This window comes from Bifidobacterium sp., from assembly GCF_051876855.1.
Taxonomy (GTDB): Bacteria; Actinomycetota; Actinomycetes; order Actinomycetales; family Bifidobacteriaceae; genus Bifidobacterium.
Genome location: NZ_JBJEIH010000025.1, coordinates 4940 through 25338 on the forward strand (window position 1 = coordinate 4940; position 20399 = coordinate 25338).

A 20399-nucleotide genomic window follows, 5' to 3' on the forward strand; every position below is an offset into this window, starting at 1 on the left:
GCACGATTGACATGAACCCTCGGGAGTTCATCCACGCGATGAAGGAATCCGCGCAAACTCCCGCAGCGGCCAAATCATCAATATGCTCGAGGAACACTCTGAAACCTAACTTCGCCACGAATCGTCATTGATCGCGTCCACCTCACAAACTGGTTACGCGGAGCCGGCCGTCAGCGTAACCGGTTTGGGTGAGGACGAACGAGACAGCCACGATTGCACGCGCCACGATATGAGCCTGCGTCAGCGATAGGTTGGCGCCGCAATCGCACGCCACCACGATTGGCCGTCACGCAACCTGCACGAACCGGCATGAGACAGCGGCAGATGAACCTGCGAATCGATTCTGCCGGCCCTCAGTTCTCAATGCGCAATCTCAATATCTCAGCGAAACGCCGAAATCAGCGAGATTTTCAGAAAAAACTCTGAAAAACTCCGACAGGAACGCAAATACGAGACTTATTGAGATTCCATGGACCAGCCCGCACGAATGAAGCACCCCCACATCGTTGATATTCCGCGGTTTTCAAGAATCCACCACCACTGTGACGACTCGCCAGAATCAGAAAAACTCACGAGAACACGCCCAGACGCGAGATTTTCAGAAAAACTCTCAATATCTCGCGGCAGAAGGGCGAATCCATGAGTTTTTCAGACTCCAATCTGAATATCTCGCCAGACCGGGGGCAGCGGTCGCAGGCGTGCCGGGATGCCTTCACCTGCACAGCCAGTGCGAGAACGCAAGCGGCCGGGCACCCGTTCCGCCCCAAAATGAGGGGAGACAGGCACCCGGCCGGTACATCGCACATCGCACGCGCTCAGGCGTTGCGGGGCGTCGCAGCACACGCACTAGCGTAGAGCGCACCGCCCGCAACCGAACTGGCGTTTCAATTCCGCCACCGTCGCCAAGCCACACGCACTAGCGCAGCGCGCGCTGCCTGTGGCGTCACTTCACTTTCTTGATGCGCATGATCAGGTAGGCAGCGATCAGCACAATCACGATGGCGACGATGAACACCACGCGATAGGCGGATGGCGGCGTCGCAGTCACATGATGCATACCCTTGGAAATGCTGATGATCGTCGACGTGAACACCGAGCCGATCACCGTGGACAGCGTGTTCGCAAGGTTGAGGATGCCCAGATCCTTGCCCGCTTCGTCAGGATTCGGCAACACAGAGACGTTCAGCGCCTGGTCGATCGCGTTGTACACGCCATAGCCAAGTCCGGCGACCGCGGCGAACAGCAGCATGCCCGTGCGGCTCGGCATCAGCAGCGGCATCAGGATGCCGACGGCGAACAGGCAGCTGGCCAGCGCGACCGGCAGCTTGCGGCGGCCGATCTTATCGGTAATCGGGCCTGCGGTCAGCGCGGCAATCAGCGAAACGACCAGCGTAATCACGCCCATCACGGCGATCAACGCGTTTGCGGAGTCCTTAGCGTTCGATTGGCCGGCGAAAATGTAATCCTGCGAAATGTAGAACAGGTAGCCGTTGATCATCCAGTAGCCGCCCATCATCAGGGTGCGGCCCACCAGCGCGAAGTAGAAATCAGGCGCGTGACGCGGCGGGCGGAAGTTCATGAGCACGGACTTCGCAGTGATTTCCTCACGCCTCTCGTTCACGTTGGAGCCTTCGCGCGGCCAGATGGCAACCGTGATGATACCGATCAACGCGAACACCGCCGCGCCGATCAGCCAGCCGAGCGTGACACCGGTCGCGCCGTTGTCGTTGAGCTTGGCGCCGACCACGTTGCCGAGCGTCTGACCGGTGGCGATGCCGGCACCGTAGAAGCCGGAAATCGTGCCACGAACCTTGTCGGGCACGCGGTCGGACATGGTCGCCACAAACGGGGCGAGCATGACGTTATACCCCAGCTGGGCGCAGCACCACAGCACAAGAATCGCCGGGAAACTGTGCTGGCCCACGGCAATCAGGCCGACGGACAGACCGGCGATCAGGCCGCCGAGCACAATCCACGGGCTGCGCTTGCCGAAGCGGCTGCGCGTCATATCGGACAGCGTGCCGAAAATCACGTTCGCCAGCAGCGCGACAATCGAACCGACCGCGTTGATGGTGCCGAGCATGGATTCCTTGGTGGCCGGGTTGATGTTCTCCAGCACCTGCGGCAAGATGACCGTGCTCAACGCAACCCACGGGATGGCGCAGACGACCGCGCTGAGCGTGAAGCCGATGCCGAGCCGCAGGATTTCAGCCTTCGACGGCCGGTGCCCGTCGGCGCTGACCATCGGGTCGCGCATATCGTTGAACGCTGAATTCGGGTCGAGTACCGCCGCGTCCACGGAATTCGCCATCGCAGCGACTGGAGTGCCGCTTTCCGCGCCCATGCGTGTCTCCTGGACGCCTACGGACGCCGCAGAATCCTCGCTCTTCGCCTTCTTGGGCAGCGGGACAGCGAGACGGGAAACCGCCTCTTTCTGCTCTGGCGTCAGCGCCTTGTCCAAATCAGGACGGTCATCGATGCCCGGGCGGATATACCCGTTGCCTGGCTTCTTGCCGGCGGTTCCACCGGCCTCATTGTTGGTCATATCAGATCCCCTTTGCAATGGCTTTTGCAACGCCTGCTGCAATGCCGTTGTTATGTAACTGCCGCCACCGGCCCGTCAGGACCCGGCAGCGGCAGTCAATCATTTCAAGCGACCGTCGGCGGAGCGGCCAGCAGATCGTCAGTTTCATGCTCGCCGGCCGCATCCGACCAGCGCAGCGTGCACACGGAAGTCTGGTTGTCTACTCCCAGGCCTCGTTTCGGCTCGAACGTGAGGGTTGCCGACGTGGTCTCGCCCTTCCAATCGAAGGTCAGCGTGTCGCCCTCATGGCTGAAGGTGAACTCGCCGTCGAATGCGTCAAGCTGGTTGCGCATACGGCACAAGGCGTTGAGCGCCTTGACGACCGGACGTTCGAGATTGCGGTCGATTTCCTCCACCGAATAGTAGTGGCGGTTGATGTCGCGGCCGACATTCGTGCGATGCAGCAGCTCCATGTCATTCGCGCCGGCGAGCGCGCCGACATAGTACACCTGCGGCACGCCGGGCAGGAAGAACTGCACGGCACGCGCGGCGAGGTAATGCTGGTCGTTGCAGCCGAGCGCCGAATAGTACGTGGAATTGACCTGATAGAGGTCAAGGTTGCTGGCGGCGGCACCGGTCGCGGCGCGGGATTCGCCATGGGTGTTCTCGTGGATGGTTTCGACGAGCTGATCGACTTCCTCGTCGGGCACGAGACCCTTGAGGCTGCGGTCGAGCTGGTCGGAGCCAATGTCGATGACGCCGATGCCGTCATGCGTGTCGAGCACGGTGACCGCATTGTTCGGGCGCACCTCGACCCACTTTGCAATCGAACCGGTCTTGCCGGTGGTCAGCGCGTGCAGCAGCAGGCCCGGAATCGCGAAATCGTAGACGCGATCGACCTTGTTGGCGATGGCGACCTGCTTCTTGTAGTAGGAGTGCACTTCGATCAGTGTTTCGAGACCGCGGGATTCGGCTTCCGCCTTGATCCGGCCGATGAGGTCGAAGGTCTTGGGGGTCATGAAGCAGCTGGTCTTGGCCTGCTTGGCGCCGTAGCCGACCGCGTCGAGGCGGATGTAGCTCACGTGGCTGCGCGACAGCTGGTCGAGGATGGACAGCAGGTAATCCCAACCTTCCTTGGAATCGGTGTCGATATCGACCTGCTGCGGGGTGAAGGTGGTCCACACGAGGCGGGTCTTGCCGCCCCACGTGTAGTGGGTGAACGGCAGGCCCGGGCGCGGACGGTAGATGCCGGCGAGATCCTCTTCGGTGGCGCCGTCGGGGAAGACGCTCGACATGGTGAGGAACATCGGGTAGTAGGGGCTGTCTTCGCCGCGCTTCATGACATCTTGGAATTGCTTGGATTCCCAGGACATGTGGTTGACAATGGTGTCGACCATGATGTCGTGGGTCTTGGACAGCTCGGCGATATCGTCCCACGTGCCCAGGCGCGGATCGACCTTGGTGTGGTCCACCGGGTCGAATCCGGCGTCGGCGCCGTCGAACGGGGTGAAGAACGGCAGGATGTGCACGCCTTCGTAGACACCGTTGAAACGGGTGCGCAGCACGTCGGTCAGGGACGCAATGGTACCGTCTCCCAACCGGTCGGCATAGGTGATGAGCTGGACTTTGTTCTTCATTGACCCTCCTTCGACGCCAAACACAGAACACTTACAGTGTAACGGGTTTTCGGCGGATTTTCGTGGATTTGGCGATTCGAGTCGCCGTCCGCCATCATTTTCCCGAACGATTCCCGAACGCGTATCGAACCGGTTTGATATCGTACGCGCGGGGGTGGTCATGGCGCTCAGCGACACGCGGGATTCGGCGAAACTGTGCCGGATACGGGGTCTTGCGGGCGGCACAAGAGCGATGGAGCCGAGGCATCCTGAGGAAGACGCGTACGTCTGGGAAGGGACGAAGCGTGAGGTATTGTGAGGCGTGCCAGTGCCAAGAATTCAGCGATGATTCACGCTGGGGACATCCTCGAGTTCGAATCGGTAGCGCTGCCGGACATCGGGATACTTCGCGCGGTCGACCTCACCGGCGAACATCTCAAGCGGGCGCACCCACAGCGAGCCATCATCGTACAATTTGCGATACACCACCACCGGCAGGCCGGACTCGGAATCCGTGGCGAAATCCTCAACAAGGTACCGGTCGCCCTTGAAATGGCGGTAGATGCGGCCGCGGAGGATGCGGCGGATGGGGTGCGATTGCGCGGAAGCGGGTGGCTCGGTTTCGGCCGGGGTGTGGGGGGCTTGGCTGTTGTTCATGCCTCGCATCGTACACGGGCGAGGTGGTGAGCGTCGCACATCCGTCCTGCTCACGGTTACTTTTCCATACGGTGAATTTCGAGGACCGATTGTGCGGCCGCGGAGAGTCAGGCTGGCAGAGATAGCTGTGACACGGAATCAAAACCGCAGAATATCAACGATTCTATGGCAGTGAACATTGCACGGTACTCTCCTGTTCCGTGATCGCTTTGCCATACCGTGCGTTTCGACATTCGATTCTGCGGATACGGACACATGCTTCTTGAGACGATCGGCACTTTACGCTGAGACGGGCCACAAATGCGTAAAGTCCCGGCTTCCCGCGGGAGTTTAGCCTGATTCGGCCAATCCGCGAGAAAACTCCCAACCGCATCATTTTGCGAACCGCATGATTCCAACGATGTCGTTGGGAGTTCTTGCGGAACGGAGTCGAACTCGACAATTCTCCCGGGAGATTATCCACCCAATGGCCGATTCAGCGCAATCTCCCGCATCCGACCGTGGATCAGCGCACCCAGTGTGGGATCGGGCTCAACGGTGGGCGCGGGCGGCAATACCGACCAGCGGATGCCACGCGTCGAGACGCGGCATCAGCGCTTTGCACACCAGCGCACTCACCGCGACCGCGCAGCCGGCGGGCACGAACAGGTTCACCGGTGCGGCGGCGAGCTCCATCACCAGACAGGTCGCCATCAGCGGCGCCTGCTGGGATGCGGACAGCAGTGCGCACGCGCCAATCAACGCATACACGGCGAGCGCATTCGTGTGGAAGCACGTCATCCACAGCACACCAAGAATCGCACCCATCGACGCACCCAGCGCGATGCCCGGCTGCAGCACACCGCCCGAAGCGCCAGAACGGATGGTCAGCAGGGTCAGTACGGCTTTCGCCGCGAATCCAATCAACAACCCCGGAATGACCGACAACTCAACCGCGCTCGAGAATCCCAGCTGCCCCAACGCGCGGCCATTGCCCATGAGCTGCGGCATCCAGATTGCGGCGACACCAGTGAGTGCGCCGGCCAGCGGCATGGTCCACAGCAGCGTCACACCCGTGGACTTATGCGATTCAGCCCATGCGGAACCGCGGCGGAACAGGGCACCTAACACCCCGCACACCGCGCCGGCAATCAGCGCGAAAACGATAAGATCCGGGGTGAACAGGGCGCTGACCTGCCCCAAATCGTAGAAGGTGTGCGTGCCTTTGATCAGCGATGCCGTCCATGCCGCCAAAGCCGAACCGCCAAACGCCAGGGCAACCGTTTCCAGACTGATGTCATGGAGCAGGATTTCCGCGGCGAAGAAGGTTCCGGCGAGCGGCGCGTTGTAGACACCGGCGAGACCCGCAGCGGCGGCAATCGCAACGAGTGTGCGCGTATCCCGTTTGCCCAGACGAGTCAAACCCGCGAAACGCTGGCCGAGCAGAGCGCCCAATTCGCGCGGGGCGACCTCACGGCCAATCGAGGCGCCAGAACCGACAATGAAAATCTGCAGCATCACATGCACCACGGTCTGCCACGCGGGCATACGCGAACCGCCCACCGCCTGTTTGACCGACGGCACTTTGGTCGTGCGCGTACGCAGCAACCACCAAATCACCGCCGCGACCGACAACCCGACGAACACGGACACAGCCCGTCGCCACGCCGGCACCGCGAATGGACCGGGAGCCGAAACCCCCTCTACATACCCGAGGAACAGGTGCTCCACGCCGTACAGCATGAGGGTGAGCAGGCCGGCCGCCACACCGGCGAGCGCGGATGCTGCTGCCACCGCCGTGGCGAGACGCACCAGGCGCTGACTGCCGGTGTCGGTTTGTTCCGCCGGTTCGTCGGTGCGTCCGGTGGTGGTGTCTGCTTGTACCATGTCATCTCTTTCATCTGTTGGGCCGAATCAGGCTGGATTGTGTTCCAACGATCCCGTACTCATCTTCGGCGTATGCGGCGACGGGAGGGGATGCGTCTGTTTCTTGCCGGCATCCAAGTATCCGCCGGCTGCCGTGCCGCCGCTGTCCTGCCTTGCTACCGGCCGATATCGGCCCGTCGAATCGCCGCATGGACGCCGCGTTGGATGTCCACCGCCTCGGAGATATCGAAGTCGGCGGCGGCGCTGAGGTACGCGTAGGCGTGCGCGCGGTCGAAGCCGCAGCCGTCGACCAGCAGGCGCAGGGATTCCTCCACGCAATGTTCCAGCGCGTCATCGAGGCGCAGGGCGCGGCCGGTGGTCACCAGGTAGTCGGGGGTTTCCAGCAGCGGCCCCTGCAACACACCGAAACGCCGCGTGAAATCAGGCCCGGCGATGACCTCGACACGCAGGTCGGCTTCCAAGGACGCTTCGAGTGCGGTCAGCGCGACCTCGCCGTCGCCTTGCGCGAAATGCGGGTCGCCCGCGTACAGGCCGGCGCCGTCTACGAATACCGGCAGGTACAGGCGCGTGCCTTCGACCATGAGGTTGATGTCGAGGTTGCCGCCGAAATCCCCGGGCGGTACGGTGCTCAGATGCTCGCCGGTGTCCGGCGTGACGCCGATGATGCCGAGGAACGGGCGTAGCGGGAAGGCCACCGTATCGGGGTCATCCGGCTCGGGCAGGCTCGCTGGCGCACCGCCGGCCAGATACGTATGGTAGGCGTCGATCGCATCCGGGCCGGTTTTCCGCATGACGCCGACGTCCTTGCCGTGTACGCGCATGCGCCGGGCGAAGATGCTGACCGTCCGACGCCCGGCTTCGGGCATGGATGGCAGTACGCCTTTGCCGTGACGGTTCGAGATGATGCCGTAGTCGACGCGCGGGGAGAGGCGGAGGATATCGATGGCCAGCCAGTCTCCGGGTTTCGCCCCGCGCACTTCGACCGGACCGTTGATCACGTGCGGCCCGGAACCGTGCGGATGGTCCGATTCGGCGGCGATGGCGGCCGCGTCCGCGAGGATGTCGGGTGCCGCGACGCCCTGCGCTTGGAAGAATCCCAGCGGATCCTTGCCTTGTTCTTCCAGCAGGCCCTCATGGCTGAGCGTGTCGATGCGCAACGTGTCCCCGGCGTTGATGGCGGCGGCGGGACGGTCGCCGCGGGCGGGCAGGGTGCCCCACCGCACGGTATCCGGATGGCTTGGCAGGTGGATGATGCTCATCGTTCGCCCCTCGCTTGCCTCGTTGACTTCATTGACTTCGTTGGTTCCATTGGCTTCGTTGGTTCCGTTGACTTCGTTGGCCCCATCGACCCTGCCGGCTGTTGCGGCTGGATGCCGAGAACGTCCATCCCGCCGATGGCCCGCAGATGGTCAAGCATCGCCTGCCGGGCCCCGGGCGCGTCACCGGCCTGGATGCACGAGAAAATCGCACGGTGTCCATCCAGTGAGACGCGGCGTCTCGTAATCGTGCTGTGCGTACCGGCCCGCGTGGCTTCCGCGGAATCGTTGACAAACCGCAGCAGCGCCGCCAGCAGCGGATTGCCGGTGCTTTCGGCGAGTGCCAGATGGAACGCCATGTCCATTCGCAAGGATTCGCGTGGCGTCATCCGGATGTCAGTGTGGTCGATGATGCCGTGGAGGGTCACCAGGTCCGAGGGCGATGCCCTGCGTGCGGCGAGTGCGGCCATGGCAGGCTCGACCAGGTCCCGCAGCTCGCGGATATTGCCGCGTTCGTGGTCGGCTTGCCTCAATACCGCCTCGATGGCGAGGGACGCCTCGTCGGTGTCCAGCACGATGGTGCCGGCACCCCATTTGGTGCGCACCACGTGGCGTTGCGCGAGAATGGCGACGGCATCGCGGACTGTGCCGCGTGAGACGTGGAAGGTCGCGGCGAGCTCACGTTCGCCGGGCAGTCGCGTGCCGGGCGGGTATTGCCCTGCCGTGATCCGGCCGGCGAGTATGGAGGCCAGTTCGGCGGGTTTGCCCGCAGCGGATGCGAGGAATGTCCCGTCACTGTCGTTGTCGCCCATAGCCGTCTCCCGGTGTCGTTCCGATGGCGCACGGCCGCGGGTTGGATTGGACCTCTTGGCGTGCACCTCATACTGCTGACAGCCAATCATCGCCGTATTTCCGCGGGGTTTCGCAGTGGTCGGCAAGTGGACGACCACTGGACCAATTCCCGGGGAAGACAGGCCCGCCCTGCCCTCAGGATTGTTCCCCGCCTGGCAGGCCGCTAGGCGACAGGCCGGGTGGTGTCGCCGATGCGGAGGGAAACCGGCACGATATCGGCCCCCGCCGCGTCTTTCGAGTCGTCGGCATCCGCGTGGTCCCGGGCATTCGGCTCGTTGACGGCATCGACGATATGCGATGCCAACCGCTCGGCAATCGTATCGAAATCCTGCTTGATGACCGTCAGCGTCATTCCGGCACAATCGGCTAGACACGTGCCGTCATACCCGATGATTTGCACATCGCGCGGCACGTTCAGCCCGTGCGCGAACGCCTCCTTCACCGCGCACGCGGCGACCACGTCAGAACCAACGATCGCATCGACCGGCGGAATCCCGCCATTACCGGCATCAGAACCGCTAGCAGAACTGCCAGAAGAACCGCCGGAACGCGATTCGTCAAGCCGGTCGAACAGCATATGCACCGCCCGCGCATACCCCTCGACATCCGTGACCGGCCCACACGCCACATACTCATGCCGGATTCCAGCCGCGTCGAGCCGCTCGCCCAGCGTCTGGAAATACCGCACCGTGGGGAATGTGGTTGCCCCTTCGCCGCGGTCATCGAACTGGCTGCGCGGGCCGCCGACCATCACCACATGGCGGGCGCCCGATTTCACCAGCTGGTCGGCGACAAGCCGTCCGCCCCGCTCATGATCGGAACGGACCGTGGCGATGGTGTCGCCCAGCGTGCGGTCGAACGCGACGACAGGCCGGCCGATTGACGTCCAGTAATCCGCAGGATGATCAGTGTGAGCAGCCATGATGATCCCGTCCATCATGTGCCGGCGCAAACGGCTGACATACTCCGCCTCACCGGTATCCGCATCGGCCGTAGAACACAGCAAGGTCTGCAATTCATGCTTCGCAAGCCGCCCCTGCAGCGCGGACACCAACGTCGCGAAAAACGGATGACGCAATGTCGGCACGATTACACCGATCATTCCGGTCCGTCCGCGATACAGATTGCGCGCCAGCTCGTTGGGAATATAATCCAATTCGCGCATCGCCTGTTCAACGCGATGACGCATATCTTGCGAAACGTATCCGGAAGCGTTCACCACCAACGATACGGTGCTCAAAGACACTCCGGCCTTTTTGGCCACGTCGCGCATTCCGACCACGAGTTTCTCCTCACGAAGCTTGATTCAAGCGCTCTCTGTTGCTTTCTGCTGCTCTCTGTTATGCGCGGACGGACGCCGCGCGCCAAGCGGGATTTGAACCGCCGGGCGGCGTGCATCGCGCCTGCTATCGGCATTGTACTATCGGGACGAATCGAGCGGCGACACCGGTTCCGTCATCATGCGTTGCGATGTAACGATGGAGCGCGTGGGGTGCGGATGCGGGGTGCGGAATGCGGAGGGTGCAGAGGATGCGACCGCGGTCCGGCAGACGCTCAGCGCGTCACGGCGACCAGCATCCACCCCAACGCCGCGCACAACAGCGGCGCCGCAATCGTCGCAAGCAGATACCAGAACGCAAGCCACCAGCGACGATTACGGGCAAGCGACACCATTTCGTTGATGGCAGCCGAAAACGTGGACATACCGCCGAGAAAACCCGCAACGAAAATCAGGCTAGTCGCGTGATCGACCGTATGGTACGCGTAGCCGGCCGCCGCCATGCCCGCGCAGAACGAGGCGAGCACGTTGACCAGCAGCGTCGCCAGCGGAAACGCGTGATGCCAGCCGCGACGAATCGAAACGTCGAACACATAGCGGACCATTGCGCCAAGTCCGCCGCACACACATACCAGCAGCATCAGTGCACCTCCCCGGTCACCGGATCTGGAACCAGCGGGATTTCCGCGGTGATAGGCGTCGGTTCAAACGCAGCCGGCATATTCGGGTCATTTCCCGCTGCGGCCCCGCCAGTTGCAGTGGGATTGCCACCTGCGGACGCCTGCGCGTGTCCGGACGCCTGCGCATGTCTGGACGCTGGGTTTCCGCCCCCGACCGACGTGGAATCGGTGCGTCGGACGTTATGCGACGCCTTGGAACCGCCCGACATGCGACGCAGCGATTTGGCGGCTCGCGATGCCGTCAGCGCGTGCGCCAGCAGGACACCGGCGATGCAGCATATGGTGCCGGCGACCACGCTCGCCACCATATAGGAAACAGCCATCCACGGCTCATGGTCGAGCATATCGGTCAGACTTTCGACCGCCATGGTGGACATCGTCGACAATCCGCCGCATAAGCCGAGTCCCAGCCCGCGGCTGAGCAATTGGCGGGTGCGCCGGCGGATCCATGAGGCGTGCGCCATCGTTTCCGCAAGCAGCGAGAACAGGAAGCAAGCCGCGACATTCGCGATGAACGTACCCACGGGGAATTCGGAGCCGGACGATGGGAACAGCGCGGACACGCCGTAGCGGACGGCGGTGCCGACAAAGCCGCCGAGGAACACGACCAGATAGACAAGGCCGTCGGCGAGCGGGTTGAATTGGGCGCGGAGTTTCTTGATTGGGGCCAGCGAAATCTGCGGAGGATTCGGGGATGCCGCAGCACCCACCGGGGCATCGCGCTGCTCGACCTGTTCGATCATCAAGGTCTCGGGATTCGGCTCGTCACCGGGGGTTTGGGGGTTGGCGGGGTTGGTGGAATCGCCGGGGGTTGCGGGGTTGGTGGAATCGCTGGGGGTTACGGGGTTGGTGGAATCACTAGGCCTGTCATTGTTGACGGGATTACCGAAGTCGCCGGATTCGTTGTGATTGTTGGAATCACCGTGGCTAGCGGAACTATCTGAACCGCTATAGTCGTTGAAATCACCGGTAACGGCAGGGGCGCCGGGATCTTCGGAGTCCGCGGGACTGCCCGGATTCTCAGGAGTGCTGGAATCAGCGGGATGACCTAGATTGGCGGGATTGCTGAGAGCATTGGAATCGGCGGAATCTCGCCCGTTAACCGATTCAGATGCGGCGGTCAGCACTGTCGGTATCGCGGGGATATCAGGGACTTCCGGCACTGCGGGGACCGTTGCGGGGGTCGAAGTTGCAGAAGCAATCGAAGCGACCGAGAACACCGACGTGACAGCGGGGTCGGCAGGAGATAGGGGGCCGGCGGAATTGGCGGAATCAGCAGAAAATGCGAGGCCAACCGGAGACACGGAATCGACTGAACCTGCGGAATCAGCCTGGTCAACAGAAGATGCAGGGTCGGCAGGAGATGCGGGATCAGCGGAATCCACGGAATCAGCAGAACCCGTGGAACTAACCGGATCAGCGGAAAACGCGACAGATGCGGGCTCGGTGGAGTCAACGGGCGATGCAGAAGATGCAGGTTCAGACGTGACAGCCGCATGCTGTGAAGCCGCTGCCCCCATGGCACCCGGCAGCGACGCTTCGCCGCTTTCGCCGTCTTCGTCGAGGACGTCCGCGTCCCGACCATTCTGTTGCGTCATGTGTCACTCCGAAATCATGCATGTGAGGCGGAATCGCCCGCCGCCGTCCTTACTCGCGCCACCGCGAATCGCGGCAATCCACTATGGTACCGCAACCATCGCACGAACCGTGCGGAACGGCCACGACCGCAACGGGCCGAATCGACAAATTCGCGCCTGCCGACTGGTGGCTGGTGACCGGTGGGCTGGTGACCGGTAGCCAAGAGGTATCGGCCTGCCTCAGGGGATGCAATTGAGCTTGCCGCGCGGACCGGGGTGCTGCCGGTCGCGAGTATGCCGAGACATACGCTTCGCGACAGAAGCAGGCACCCGGAAGCCCTGATATGCCGATAACGCAACGTTGCGTATGCCCGGACATACGCAGCCCGGCAAATACCAAGGGGGCTTGCTGTTCCTCCGCGCCATCCGTCTGGTTACGCATGTCACCGCATACGCAACCAGACGGAACGTCAACAGCAATTACTTTTATTCCGATACACCGGGGATACCGTCGGCGAGCGGGAACCGCAACCCAGCACCGCAACCCGGCAGCGCAAGCCAGCACCGCGCCACACCTCGCGACACAGCACCACAACAGTCCAAACCAACAACCCAACACCGCAACTGCACAACAACACAACACAAAGCGGCCGGCACGCACGTAGCGCACCGGCCGCTTCGTCATCCCCCACACCGGCTTCACCCACCGGCTGAGTGGCTCCAGCCTGTCACAGACCAGCCATCGACCAAATCGGCACCTCACCCACCGGCATCGTGCCCGATCGATCAACAGTCCAGCCCGCGACCAGCCCAGTCATCAGTAATCGGCAATCAGTCATCTGCCATCAGTCAGTAGACACCTTGCCGGACTGGACATGGTCGAACACAGGCTTGTTGTCCTCGCCGAACTTGTACACACCGATATTCGCGGAGCTCGGATCGTGGTCCTTGTTGAACGGGCCGATACCGGTCTGGCCGACATACTCGATGTCCTTGCCGTCCTTCAGCAGCCCCACGCATTCCTTATAAGACTTGCACTTCGTGCCGCCATTCGCGCCCGACACCGCGAGCAGGTTCTTCTGGATGGTCTCGCCGTCGGCCTTGCCGCCCTTCTGTGCGGCGAGCGCAAACAGAATCACACCGTCATACGTTTCAGCCGCATAGGTGTAATCCTTGACGCTGCTTTCCATGGACTTGACCTTCTTCTGGAAGTCCGCAGTCGCGTGGGCGCCCGGAATCGTGCCGGTCACGCCCTTGAGCGTGCCCTTGTCAAAAGTGTCGGAATAGTCGGAGGTATTGCCATCAACCAGATACAGCTTCGTGGTATCAATGCCCTGGCTGATCATTTCCTTGATGAGCGCCTTGGTCTGGTCGAAGGCGATAATCGCGATGGCGTCCGGGTTGGAGGCCTTGATGGTGGACACGAGCGAGGAGAAGTTCGTTTCGGTCGGGTCGAAGGCCTGATCCGCGCCATACACCACGTTGACGCCGGCATCCTCAGCGGTCTTGGCGATGGTGTCGCGCAAACCGGTACCGTACTCGTCGTTGAACGCCGCGATTGCAAGCTTCTGCACGCCGTCTTGGGCGATCACGTTGCCGAGTACCGCGCCCTGCACGCTATCCGGGGCGACCGTGCGGAAGAAGTATGGGTCGACGCCGGACAAGCTTGCGGATGTCGCGCCCATCGAAATCAGCGGGACCTTCGCCGCGGAAATCTCCTTGCACACGTTCTTGACCACGGAGCTGGATGCCGGGCCGATAATCGCGGACGGCTTCTTGGACAGCACCGACTGGGTGCCGGACGTGTTCTGGTCCGCGTGGTCGGCGTCCGAGGTGTCGGCGCTCACCGACGTGGCCTTCTTGCCGAGCACGCCGCCCGCATCGTTGATGTCCTTGAGGGCGAGCTTGACCGCGCCTTCCTCCTGCGGGGACATGTACGCCAGCGAGCCGGTCTGCGGGAACAGCGCGCCGAGCACGAATCCGCCACTCGCGCCACTCGAGGCCGAACCGCCTGATGACGAGGAGCCGCAGCCGGACAATGCCAGGGTCAGTGCGGCGACGGCGGCGGTGGCACACATCATGGTTCGTTTCATTGACTTGCGCGATGATGTTGATGGCGTTGATGATGTTGATGATGTTGAGTATCGCATGATCAGTTTCCTCTCTCCCATGCTGATTCATTGCTGCGAAGCGGACGATTGGACATTACGGTGATGTAGGTTTGCCGCTTCGTTTACCCGTGAATCTAAGCGTGGTTTGCAACACAGGCGTGTGCCGGATGTTTCCTGACCGTGACATGCGAAAACAATAGGAAATGTTGCGGGCGGATGCCCTGACATACGCGGGACGGCGCATCCCGCGAGACATCGCTGACAAATCAGGAGAACCGACACACCACGCATGCCCGGACATGCACAACCCCACAGATGACACCCATCCACCGCCATCAAGAAACACGAACCAGCCGCCCACGCATGCCCGGACATACACGACTTGACACATCCCACGAGACATCGCTGACAAACAGGATGCACCGCCACGCCACGCATGCCCAGACATACACAACTTGACGCATCCCGCTCGGTCCCGCTGACAAATCAGGAGAACCGACACACCACGCATGCCCGGACATACACAACCCGACAGATGACACCCATCCACCGCCATCAAGAAACACGAACCATCCGGCCACGCATGTCACCACATACGCATCCCGACACATCCCATACAATCCCGCTGCCAAATCAGGAAAGCCTACAGACCACGCATGCCCAGACATACGCAATTGAGCAGAACGCTTCAGACAAGGCCTCGGACGCCTGTACATATCGGCTGCGCAGGTTAGTCGGGACGCCAGGATGTGAGCGAATCCTCACACAATGGCCTCCGGCGCCACCCGCAGGAACAGGATCGGGACACATGACCGGCAGAGTGCGAGCCAATCCTCACAAAGTGGTCCCAGTCACCACTCACCGGAGGGAATCGGAGCACGCCGATCGGCAGAGTGTGAGCCAATCCTCACACGGTGGCGGGTTGTCCGGCCGGCGACCGGGGGCACGAGAACGAAAGCGGCGACTGTGTGAGGAATTACTCACACAACCGCCCCGCCGTCGCGCCAAGTCTCCCGGCACCGAATGTCGGAAGCGACGTAGCGTACGCCGTCCACTGTGTCGCCTGCTGCCGGTCGTGGGGAATGCCCGTGAATCGGAAAACCTTGGCGCGCAAGCGCACGCCACCGCACTACACAGCACCGCAGCCCCGCCAACCGTCATCGTGCGAGCGAATCCTCACACAATGACACCCGGCACCACCCGCCGGAAGGTATCGGAGCATGCCAACCGTCACTGTGTGAGCCAATCCTCACACGATGACACCCCGGACCAGCAAACCAACCGGCTCCGGCCGCCAACCGTCATCGTGCGAGCGAATCCTCACACGGTGGCGGGTTGTCCGGCCGGCGACCGGGGGCACGAGAACGAAAGCGGCGGCTGTGCGAGGAATTACTCACACAGCCGCCTTATCTACTACTGGCTCATCAACCGGCCCGACCAACCAGCCTCACCAACCAGCCGCACCTACCGGCCTTCCTCCTCGACCTTCTCCTCGAGGTTGCCCAGGTACAGGGAGATGACCTTCGGATCGTTGAGCAGGTCGCGCCCGCGCCCGGAGTAGGCGTTGCGACCCTGGTCGAGCACGTACCCGCGGTCGCAGATCTGCAAGCACCGGCGGGCGTTCTGCTCGACGATCACCACGGAAACCCCGGCCTTGTTGACTTCCTTCACACGGATGAAAGTCTCGTCCTGCAGCATCGGCGACAGGCCGGCGGACGGCTCGTCGAGCAGCAGTACGGACGGTTTCATCATCAGCGCGCGCCCCATCGCGACCATCTGCCGTTCGCCGCCGGACAGCGACCCCGCCAGCTGGTCTTTACGCGACGCGAGTTTCGGGAAAATCGAGCTGACGTATTCGAACCGCTCCTTGAACAGTTTCGGCGCCTGGAACGCCCCCATCCGCAGGTTTTCCTCGATGGTCAGCGACGGGAACACGTTCTCCGTCTGCGGCACGAAGCCCACGCCGCGCGAGACCAGCTTGTCGGCGCGCATATTCGTGATGTCCTCGCCACGCAGCAGCAGCTTGCCGGACCGGATGTGCACCAGACCGAACAGGGATTTGAGCAGGGTCGACTTTCCGGCGCCGTTCGGGCCGATGATGCCGACGATTTCGCCGTCATGCAAGGTCAGTGAGGCCCCATTCAGGATGTTCACACCCGGCAGATAGCCAGCGATCAGATCCTGCGCGTCCATAAGCGGGTCGCCTTCCGGCTCGCCGACATGCACTTGCGAGCGCGGCAGCGTGCCTTGCGTTGGCGTCTCACCCGCGGCCGCAACACCAGCCACGCCAGCAGCCGCCACACCAGCAGGCTCTTCGCGCTCATTCACTGTTACGTCACTCATGCTGTTCCTCCTCAAGCTTCTCAAGCGCCGCGTCATCGCCCAAATCGATATTCGCGCGAGCGCCCAGGTACGCGTCGATGACCGCCTGGTCGGACATCACGTTCTTCGGCACGCCTTCGGCTACGATCTTGCCTTCCGCCATGACCGTCACCCAATCGGCGATATGCCGGACCATGTTCATGTCGTGTTCGACGAACAGGACGGTCGTGCCGGTTTCGCGCAGCGCCATGATGCAGTCGAGCAGCGATTGCTTGAGCGCAGGGTTCACGCCGGCCATCGGCTCGTCGAGCATGACCAGCTGTGGGTCGCTCATCAGCGCTCGCGCCATTTCAAGCAGTTTGCGCTGGCCGCCGGAAAGCGACCCGGCGAAATCATCCTTCTTCTTCCACAGCAGGAAGCGCTTCAGCAGACGCTCAGCCTTCTCGCGGTTTTTCTCCTCCTGCTTGCGCCAGCGGGCGGGAAACAGCGCTGCGAGCATGCCTTCACCCGGTTGGACAGGGGCGCCCAGCAGCATATTGTCCATGACGGTCAGGCGGCTCATGACTTTGGTCAGCTGGAAGGTGCGGACCATGCCCATGCGCGCCACCTGCTCCGGGGATTCGGATTTCAGCGGTTTGCCGTCAAATTCCCACGTGCCGGTGTTCGGTGTATCGAAACCGGTCATGAGGTTGAAGAAGGTGGTTTTGCCGGCGCCGTTCGGACCGATCAGTGCGGTGATGCCGTGCCGTTCGATCTCGAAATGCTGCACGTCGACGGCGGTGACGCCGCCGAATTTACGGGTGATGTTGTCGGCCACGAGGATCGGATCCGGCTTTGCCACGCCGGGCGCGGCTTTCACGAACGACAGATCGTGTTGCACGCGGTCCGCGTACTGCGTGGATTCGAGTTTCTCGCCTTCGGGCGCGCGGGTCGCCCAACGCGGCAAATCCGCCTCGGGAGTAAGGGAACCAGGTGCCGCGGCGCCCGGAGCGTCGGCTTGCGACACGTACGCCTGCGGTTGGAAGGGCTTATCGCCGAAGTCCTCGGCTGCATTCTTCCCAGTCTGCTGCGATGTTGCTTGTTGAGATGTTGACTTACGCATTGAACGCCAACTCCTTTCGGTCGCCGAGAATGCCTTGCGGCCTGAATATCACGATGCACATCAACGCGATGCCCATAATCACCCAGCCGAGCGCCTCCACCTGGTCGGAGGAGATCACGGTCGTCGGAATCGTGCCGCGCATGAACTCCTTGATCAGCGTGAGCGCCACCCACAGCACGCACGAGCCAATCAGCGGGCCGAATACGGTCGCCGCGCCGCCCATCAGCAGAATTGTCCACGTGTAGAAGGTGACCTGACGGCCCAGGGAATCAGGCTGTACGGAACGCGGCAGCACGAAGATGATGCCGGCGAGCGCGCCGAACGCACCGCCCAGGAACAGCGACTGAATCTTGAAGCGGGTCACCGACTTGCCCAGCGAGCGCACTGCGTTCTCATCCTCGCGGATACCTTTGAGCACACGGCCCCACGGGGAGTTGAACCAGCGCCAAGTAAGGAACAGCGCGATGCCGACCAGCACCCAAGCCACGATGCGGATCCACCAGGAGTTCGCCGTATTGTTCGAGTAGGTCCACAACAGGAAGGTCGATTGCCCGTCGGGCAGCGGGGAGAGCGCTTCGAACTTCTCCGTGAAATCCTGCGGGGAGATGCCGCCGGAACCACCGGTGATCTTGGTCATCGCGGTGGAGCGGCCGATAATGCGAACGATTTCAGCGGCCGCAAGCGTGACCATAGACAAATAGTCAGGGCCGAGTTTGAGTGTCGGAATGCCGAGCAGCAGCGCGAACAGGAACGACAGGAACAGCGCCATGCACAGCGAGCCGAGAATGCTCCAGCCCATGGACTGGGTGACCGCGAAGCCGTAAGCGCCCAGCAGCATGAATCCCGCCTGGCCCATGTTGAACAGGCCGGTCATGCCGAAGTGAATGTTCAGGCCGATTGCCGCAAGCGCGTAGGCGGCGGTTGTGGGCGCAATGAGTTCGCCCAACGAATTGGTGATAATCGTAAGGAAATCCATGGTTCAGCCCACCCTCTGTGCTTTGCCGAAGATGCCCTGCGGACGGAACAGCAGGACGATGATGAGGATTGCGAGCGCCGAAGCGTAGCGCATGTCGTTGGGGATGATGAGCGAGCTCATATCCGCCACGACGCCGATGATGAGGGCGCCGACGAGCGCGCCCGGCGCGGTGCCCAGGCCGCCGAGTGTGACCGCGGAGAACATGAGCAGCAGCAGGACCGCACCCGTGTTCCACGCAATGCCGTTGAGGTAGATGCCCATGAGCACGCCGGAGAGTGCGGCGAGCGCGCAGGACAGAATCCACACGATTCGCACCACGTGTTCCACGTTGATGCCGGATGCCGCGGCGAGTGCGGCGTTGTCGGAGACGGCTCGCGTTGCCCGGCCGAACCGTGTGTGGTACAGGAAGTACGTGACCGTGGCGATGACCACGATTGCAATGGCCGCGGAGATCAGGGTCGCGCGGTCAGTGGTGATCGGGCCGATCTGGAAGCCGCGTTCCACCGAAGTGACGATGCCTTTCGTGCTGCCGCCGAAGAAGAACTGGAACAGGTATTGCAGCACCATGGACAGGCCGATGGTGACGATCATCTGTTGCAGCGGGCCGACATGCTTGCGGCGCAGCGGCGCCCAGATGACTTCGTTCTGGATGAGGCCGGTCAGCGCGCCGATCGCGATGGCGAAGATGCCGGAGACGATGAGCGGCCAATGCAGCATCTGCGTGCCGACGTATGCCATAAGACCGCCGAGCGTGACCTGCTCGCCGTGGGAGAAGGAGCTCAGTCCGGTGGTGCCGTAGACGAGGTTCATGCCGACGCTCATCAGCGCGAGCATGAGGCCGAAAATCAAGCCAGAGTAGAGCTGCTGCCAGAAGCGCTGGCCGAAATTGCTAGAGCTGCCGGATGCGCTTGACGCCGACGTGCTGTTGGTTGTGGAGCTTGAGCTGCCTGACTTGGCTTTGCTTGACGATGATGCCGAGCCGGATGCCTTGCCGGAGCTTGAAGAATCCGCCACATTCGCCTTGTCGAAGCGGACGACCGCCCGCTGCTTGGAGAAATCGCTTTTGTCGATGCTCACGGTCGCCGTGTTGCCGGGTAGGCCGTGGCTTGAGGCGACCGACTTGTCGATGGTGACGGTGTAGGAGCCGTCCGCGGTCACTGAGAATGCCCATTTTCCGGTCGAATCGGTGGTTGTGGTCGCCGATTCCTTGCCGGACAGGGTGACGGTCGCGCCGGCGACGGGCTGTTTGGAAGCATCTTGCAGGATGCCGTTCACACAGCCGTTGGTGGCGGTCGGATTGCAGGTTGTGACCGCTTCAGCGGCCTGTGCGGATGATGGGAATGCGAGGAACGCCATCGGAACCAGCATGGCAAGCATGCAAGTCAGGATCAGGAACCGATGGCGTCGCGCAGTTGATGGTGCGTCTGCCATTTGATGTCCTCTCTCGAATACCCTCACCATAGGTGTTCGAGATTCGACTAGCGGTTGCAATAACGTTTCGCCGGGGTAACTTCGCAGTCATTCGTGTTAACACGGAGGGCGAGCGGATGGGCGAGCGGGCGGATGGGCGGCCCGCACCGA

General features: G+C 62.3%; 15 protein-coding genes. 1 reads left to right on the plus strand and 14 read right to left on the minus strand.

Translation table 11 applies throughout. The features are described from left to right. Positions 1-943: 943 nt before the first annotated feature. From ACI38B_RS02130 to ACI38B_RS02175, 10 genes are all read right to left on the minus strand, one after another. Positions 944-2545 carry an MFS transporter gene (locus tag ACI38B_RS02130; protein WP_439729329.1) on the minus strand — a complete coding sequence of 534 codons (1602 nt, stop codon included), beginning with the start codon at positions 2543-2545 and terminating at the stop codon, positions 944-946. A 104-nt stretch (positions 2546-2649) separates the two neighbouring features. Beyond that, entirely contained in the window at positions 2650-4161 is a 1512-nt protein-coding gene (gene gtfA / locus ACI38B_RS02135) for a sucrose phosphorylase (RefSeq protein WP_439729330.1), read from the minus strand. A 318-nt stretch (positions 4162-4479) separates the two neighbouring features. Next, on the minus strand, positions 4480-4797 hold the full coding sequence (locus tag ACI38B_RS02140; RefSeq protein ID WP_439729331.1) for a DUF1653 domain-containing protein: 318 nt from the start codon (positions 4795-4797) through the stop codon (positions 4480-4482). 531 nt (positions 4798-5328) lie between these two features. Next, positions 5329-6663 carry a chloride channel protein gene (locus ACI38B_RS02145; protein WP_439729332.1) on the minus strand — a complete coding sequence of 445 codons (1335 nt, stop codon included), beginning with the start codon at positions 6661-6663 and terminating at the stop codon, positions 5329-5331. A 155-nt stretch (positions 6664-6818) separates the two neighbouring features. Further along, a complete protein-coding gene (locus ACI38B_RS02150; protein WP_439729333.1) occupies positions 6819-7922 on the minus strand; it encodes an acetamidase/formamidase family protein in 1104 nt (367 codons plus the stop codon). Further along, positions 7919-8731 carry a FadR/GntR family transcriptional regulator gene (locus tag ACI38B_RS02155; RefSeq protein WP_439729334.1) on the minus strand — a complete coding sequence of 271 codons (813 nt, stop codon included), beginning with the start codon at positions 8729-8731 and terminating at the stop codon, positions 7919-7921. The genes ACI38B_RS02150 and ACI38B_RS02155 overlap by 4 nt, the downstream gene beginning before the upstream one ends. A gap of 203 nt (positions 8732-8934) precedes the next feature. Then, the gene (locus ACI38B_RS02160; RefSeq protein ID WP_439729335.1) at positions 8935-10053 is read right to left on the minus strand and encodes a LacI family DNA-binding transcriptional regulator; all 1119 of its coding nucleotides are present in this window, start codon (positions 10051-10053) and stop codon (positions 8935-8937) included. Between the two features lie 272 nt (positions 10054-10325). Beyond that, positions 10326-10691, minus strand: coding sequence for a fluoride efflux transporter FluC (locus tag ACI38B_RS02165; RefSeq protein ID WP_439729336.1), 366 nt, complete (start codon positions 10689-10691; stop codon positions 10326-10328). Further along, complete coding sequence (locus ACI38B_RS02170) at positions 10691-12328, minus strand: CrcB family protein (protein WP_439729337.1); 1638 nt, start codon at positions 12326-12328, stop codon at positions 10691-10693. Before ACI38B_RS02170 ends, ACI38B_RS02165 begins: the two co-directional genes overlap by 1 nt. A gap of 824 nt (positions 12329-13152) precedes the next feature. After that, positions 13153-14385 (minus strand): ABC transporter substrate-binding protein, encoded by a 1233-nt coding sequence (locus ACI38B_RS02175; protein WP_439729365.1) that lies wholly within the window; start codon positions 14383-14385, stop codon positions 13153-13155. Position 14386: 1 nt separating this feature from the next. Between ACI38B_RS02175 and ACI38B_RS02180 the strand changes: the two genes are divergently transcribed. After that, positions 14387-14521 (plus strand): hypothetical protein, encoded by a 135-nt coding sequence (locus ACI38B_RS02180; RefSeq protein WP_439729338.1) that lies wholly within the window; start codon positions 14387-14389, stop codon positions 14519-14521. Positions 14522-15882: 1361 nt separating this feature from the next. On the opposite strand, the gene ACI38B_RS02185 is transcribed toward ACI38B_RS02180, so the two are convergent. The 4 genes from ACI38B_RS02185 to ACI38B_RS02200 are packed head-to-tail and all read right to left on the minus strand — an operon-like array spanning position 15883 to position 20249. Next, the gene (locus ACI38B_RS02185) at positions 15883-16761 is read right to left on the minus strand and encodes an ABC transporter ATP-binding protein (protein WP_439729339.1); all 879 of its coding nucleotides are present in this window, start codon (positions 16759-16761) and stop codon (positions 15883-15885) included. Then, positions 16754-17842, minus strand: coding sequence for an ABC transporter ATP-binding protein (locus ACI38B_RS02190; RefSeq protein WP_439729340.1), 1089 nt, complete (start codon positions 17840-17842; stop codon positions 16754-16756). Before ACI38B_RS02190 ends, ACI38B_RS02185 begins: the two co-directional genes overlap by 8 nt. Continuing rightward, positions 17835-18818, minus strand: a complete 984-nt coding sequence (locus tag ACI38B_RS02195) for a branched-chain amino acid ABC transporter permease (RefSeq protein WP_168972921.1) — start codon at positions 18816-18818, stop codon at positions 17835-17837. Before ACI38B_RS02195 ends, ACI38B_RS02190 begins: the two co-directional genes overlap by 8 nt. Positions 18819-18821: 3 nt before the next feature. Beyond that, positions 18822-20249: an ABC transporter permease subunit gene (locus ACI38B_RS02200; protein ID WP_439729341.1), complete on the minus strand. Its 1428-nt coding sequence runs from the start codon at positions 20247-20249 to the stop codon at positions 18822-18824. Positions 20250-20399: the final 150 nt, after the last annotated feature.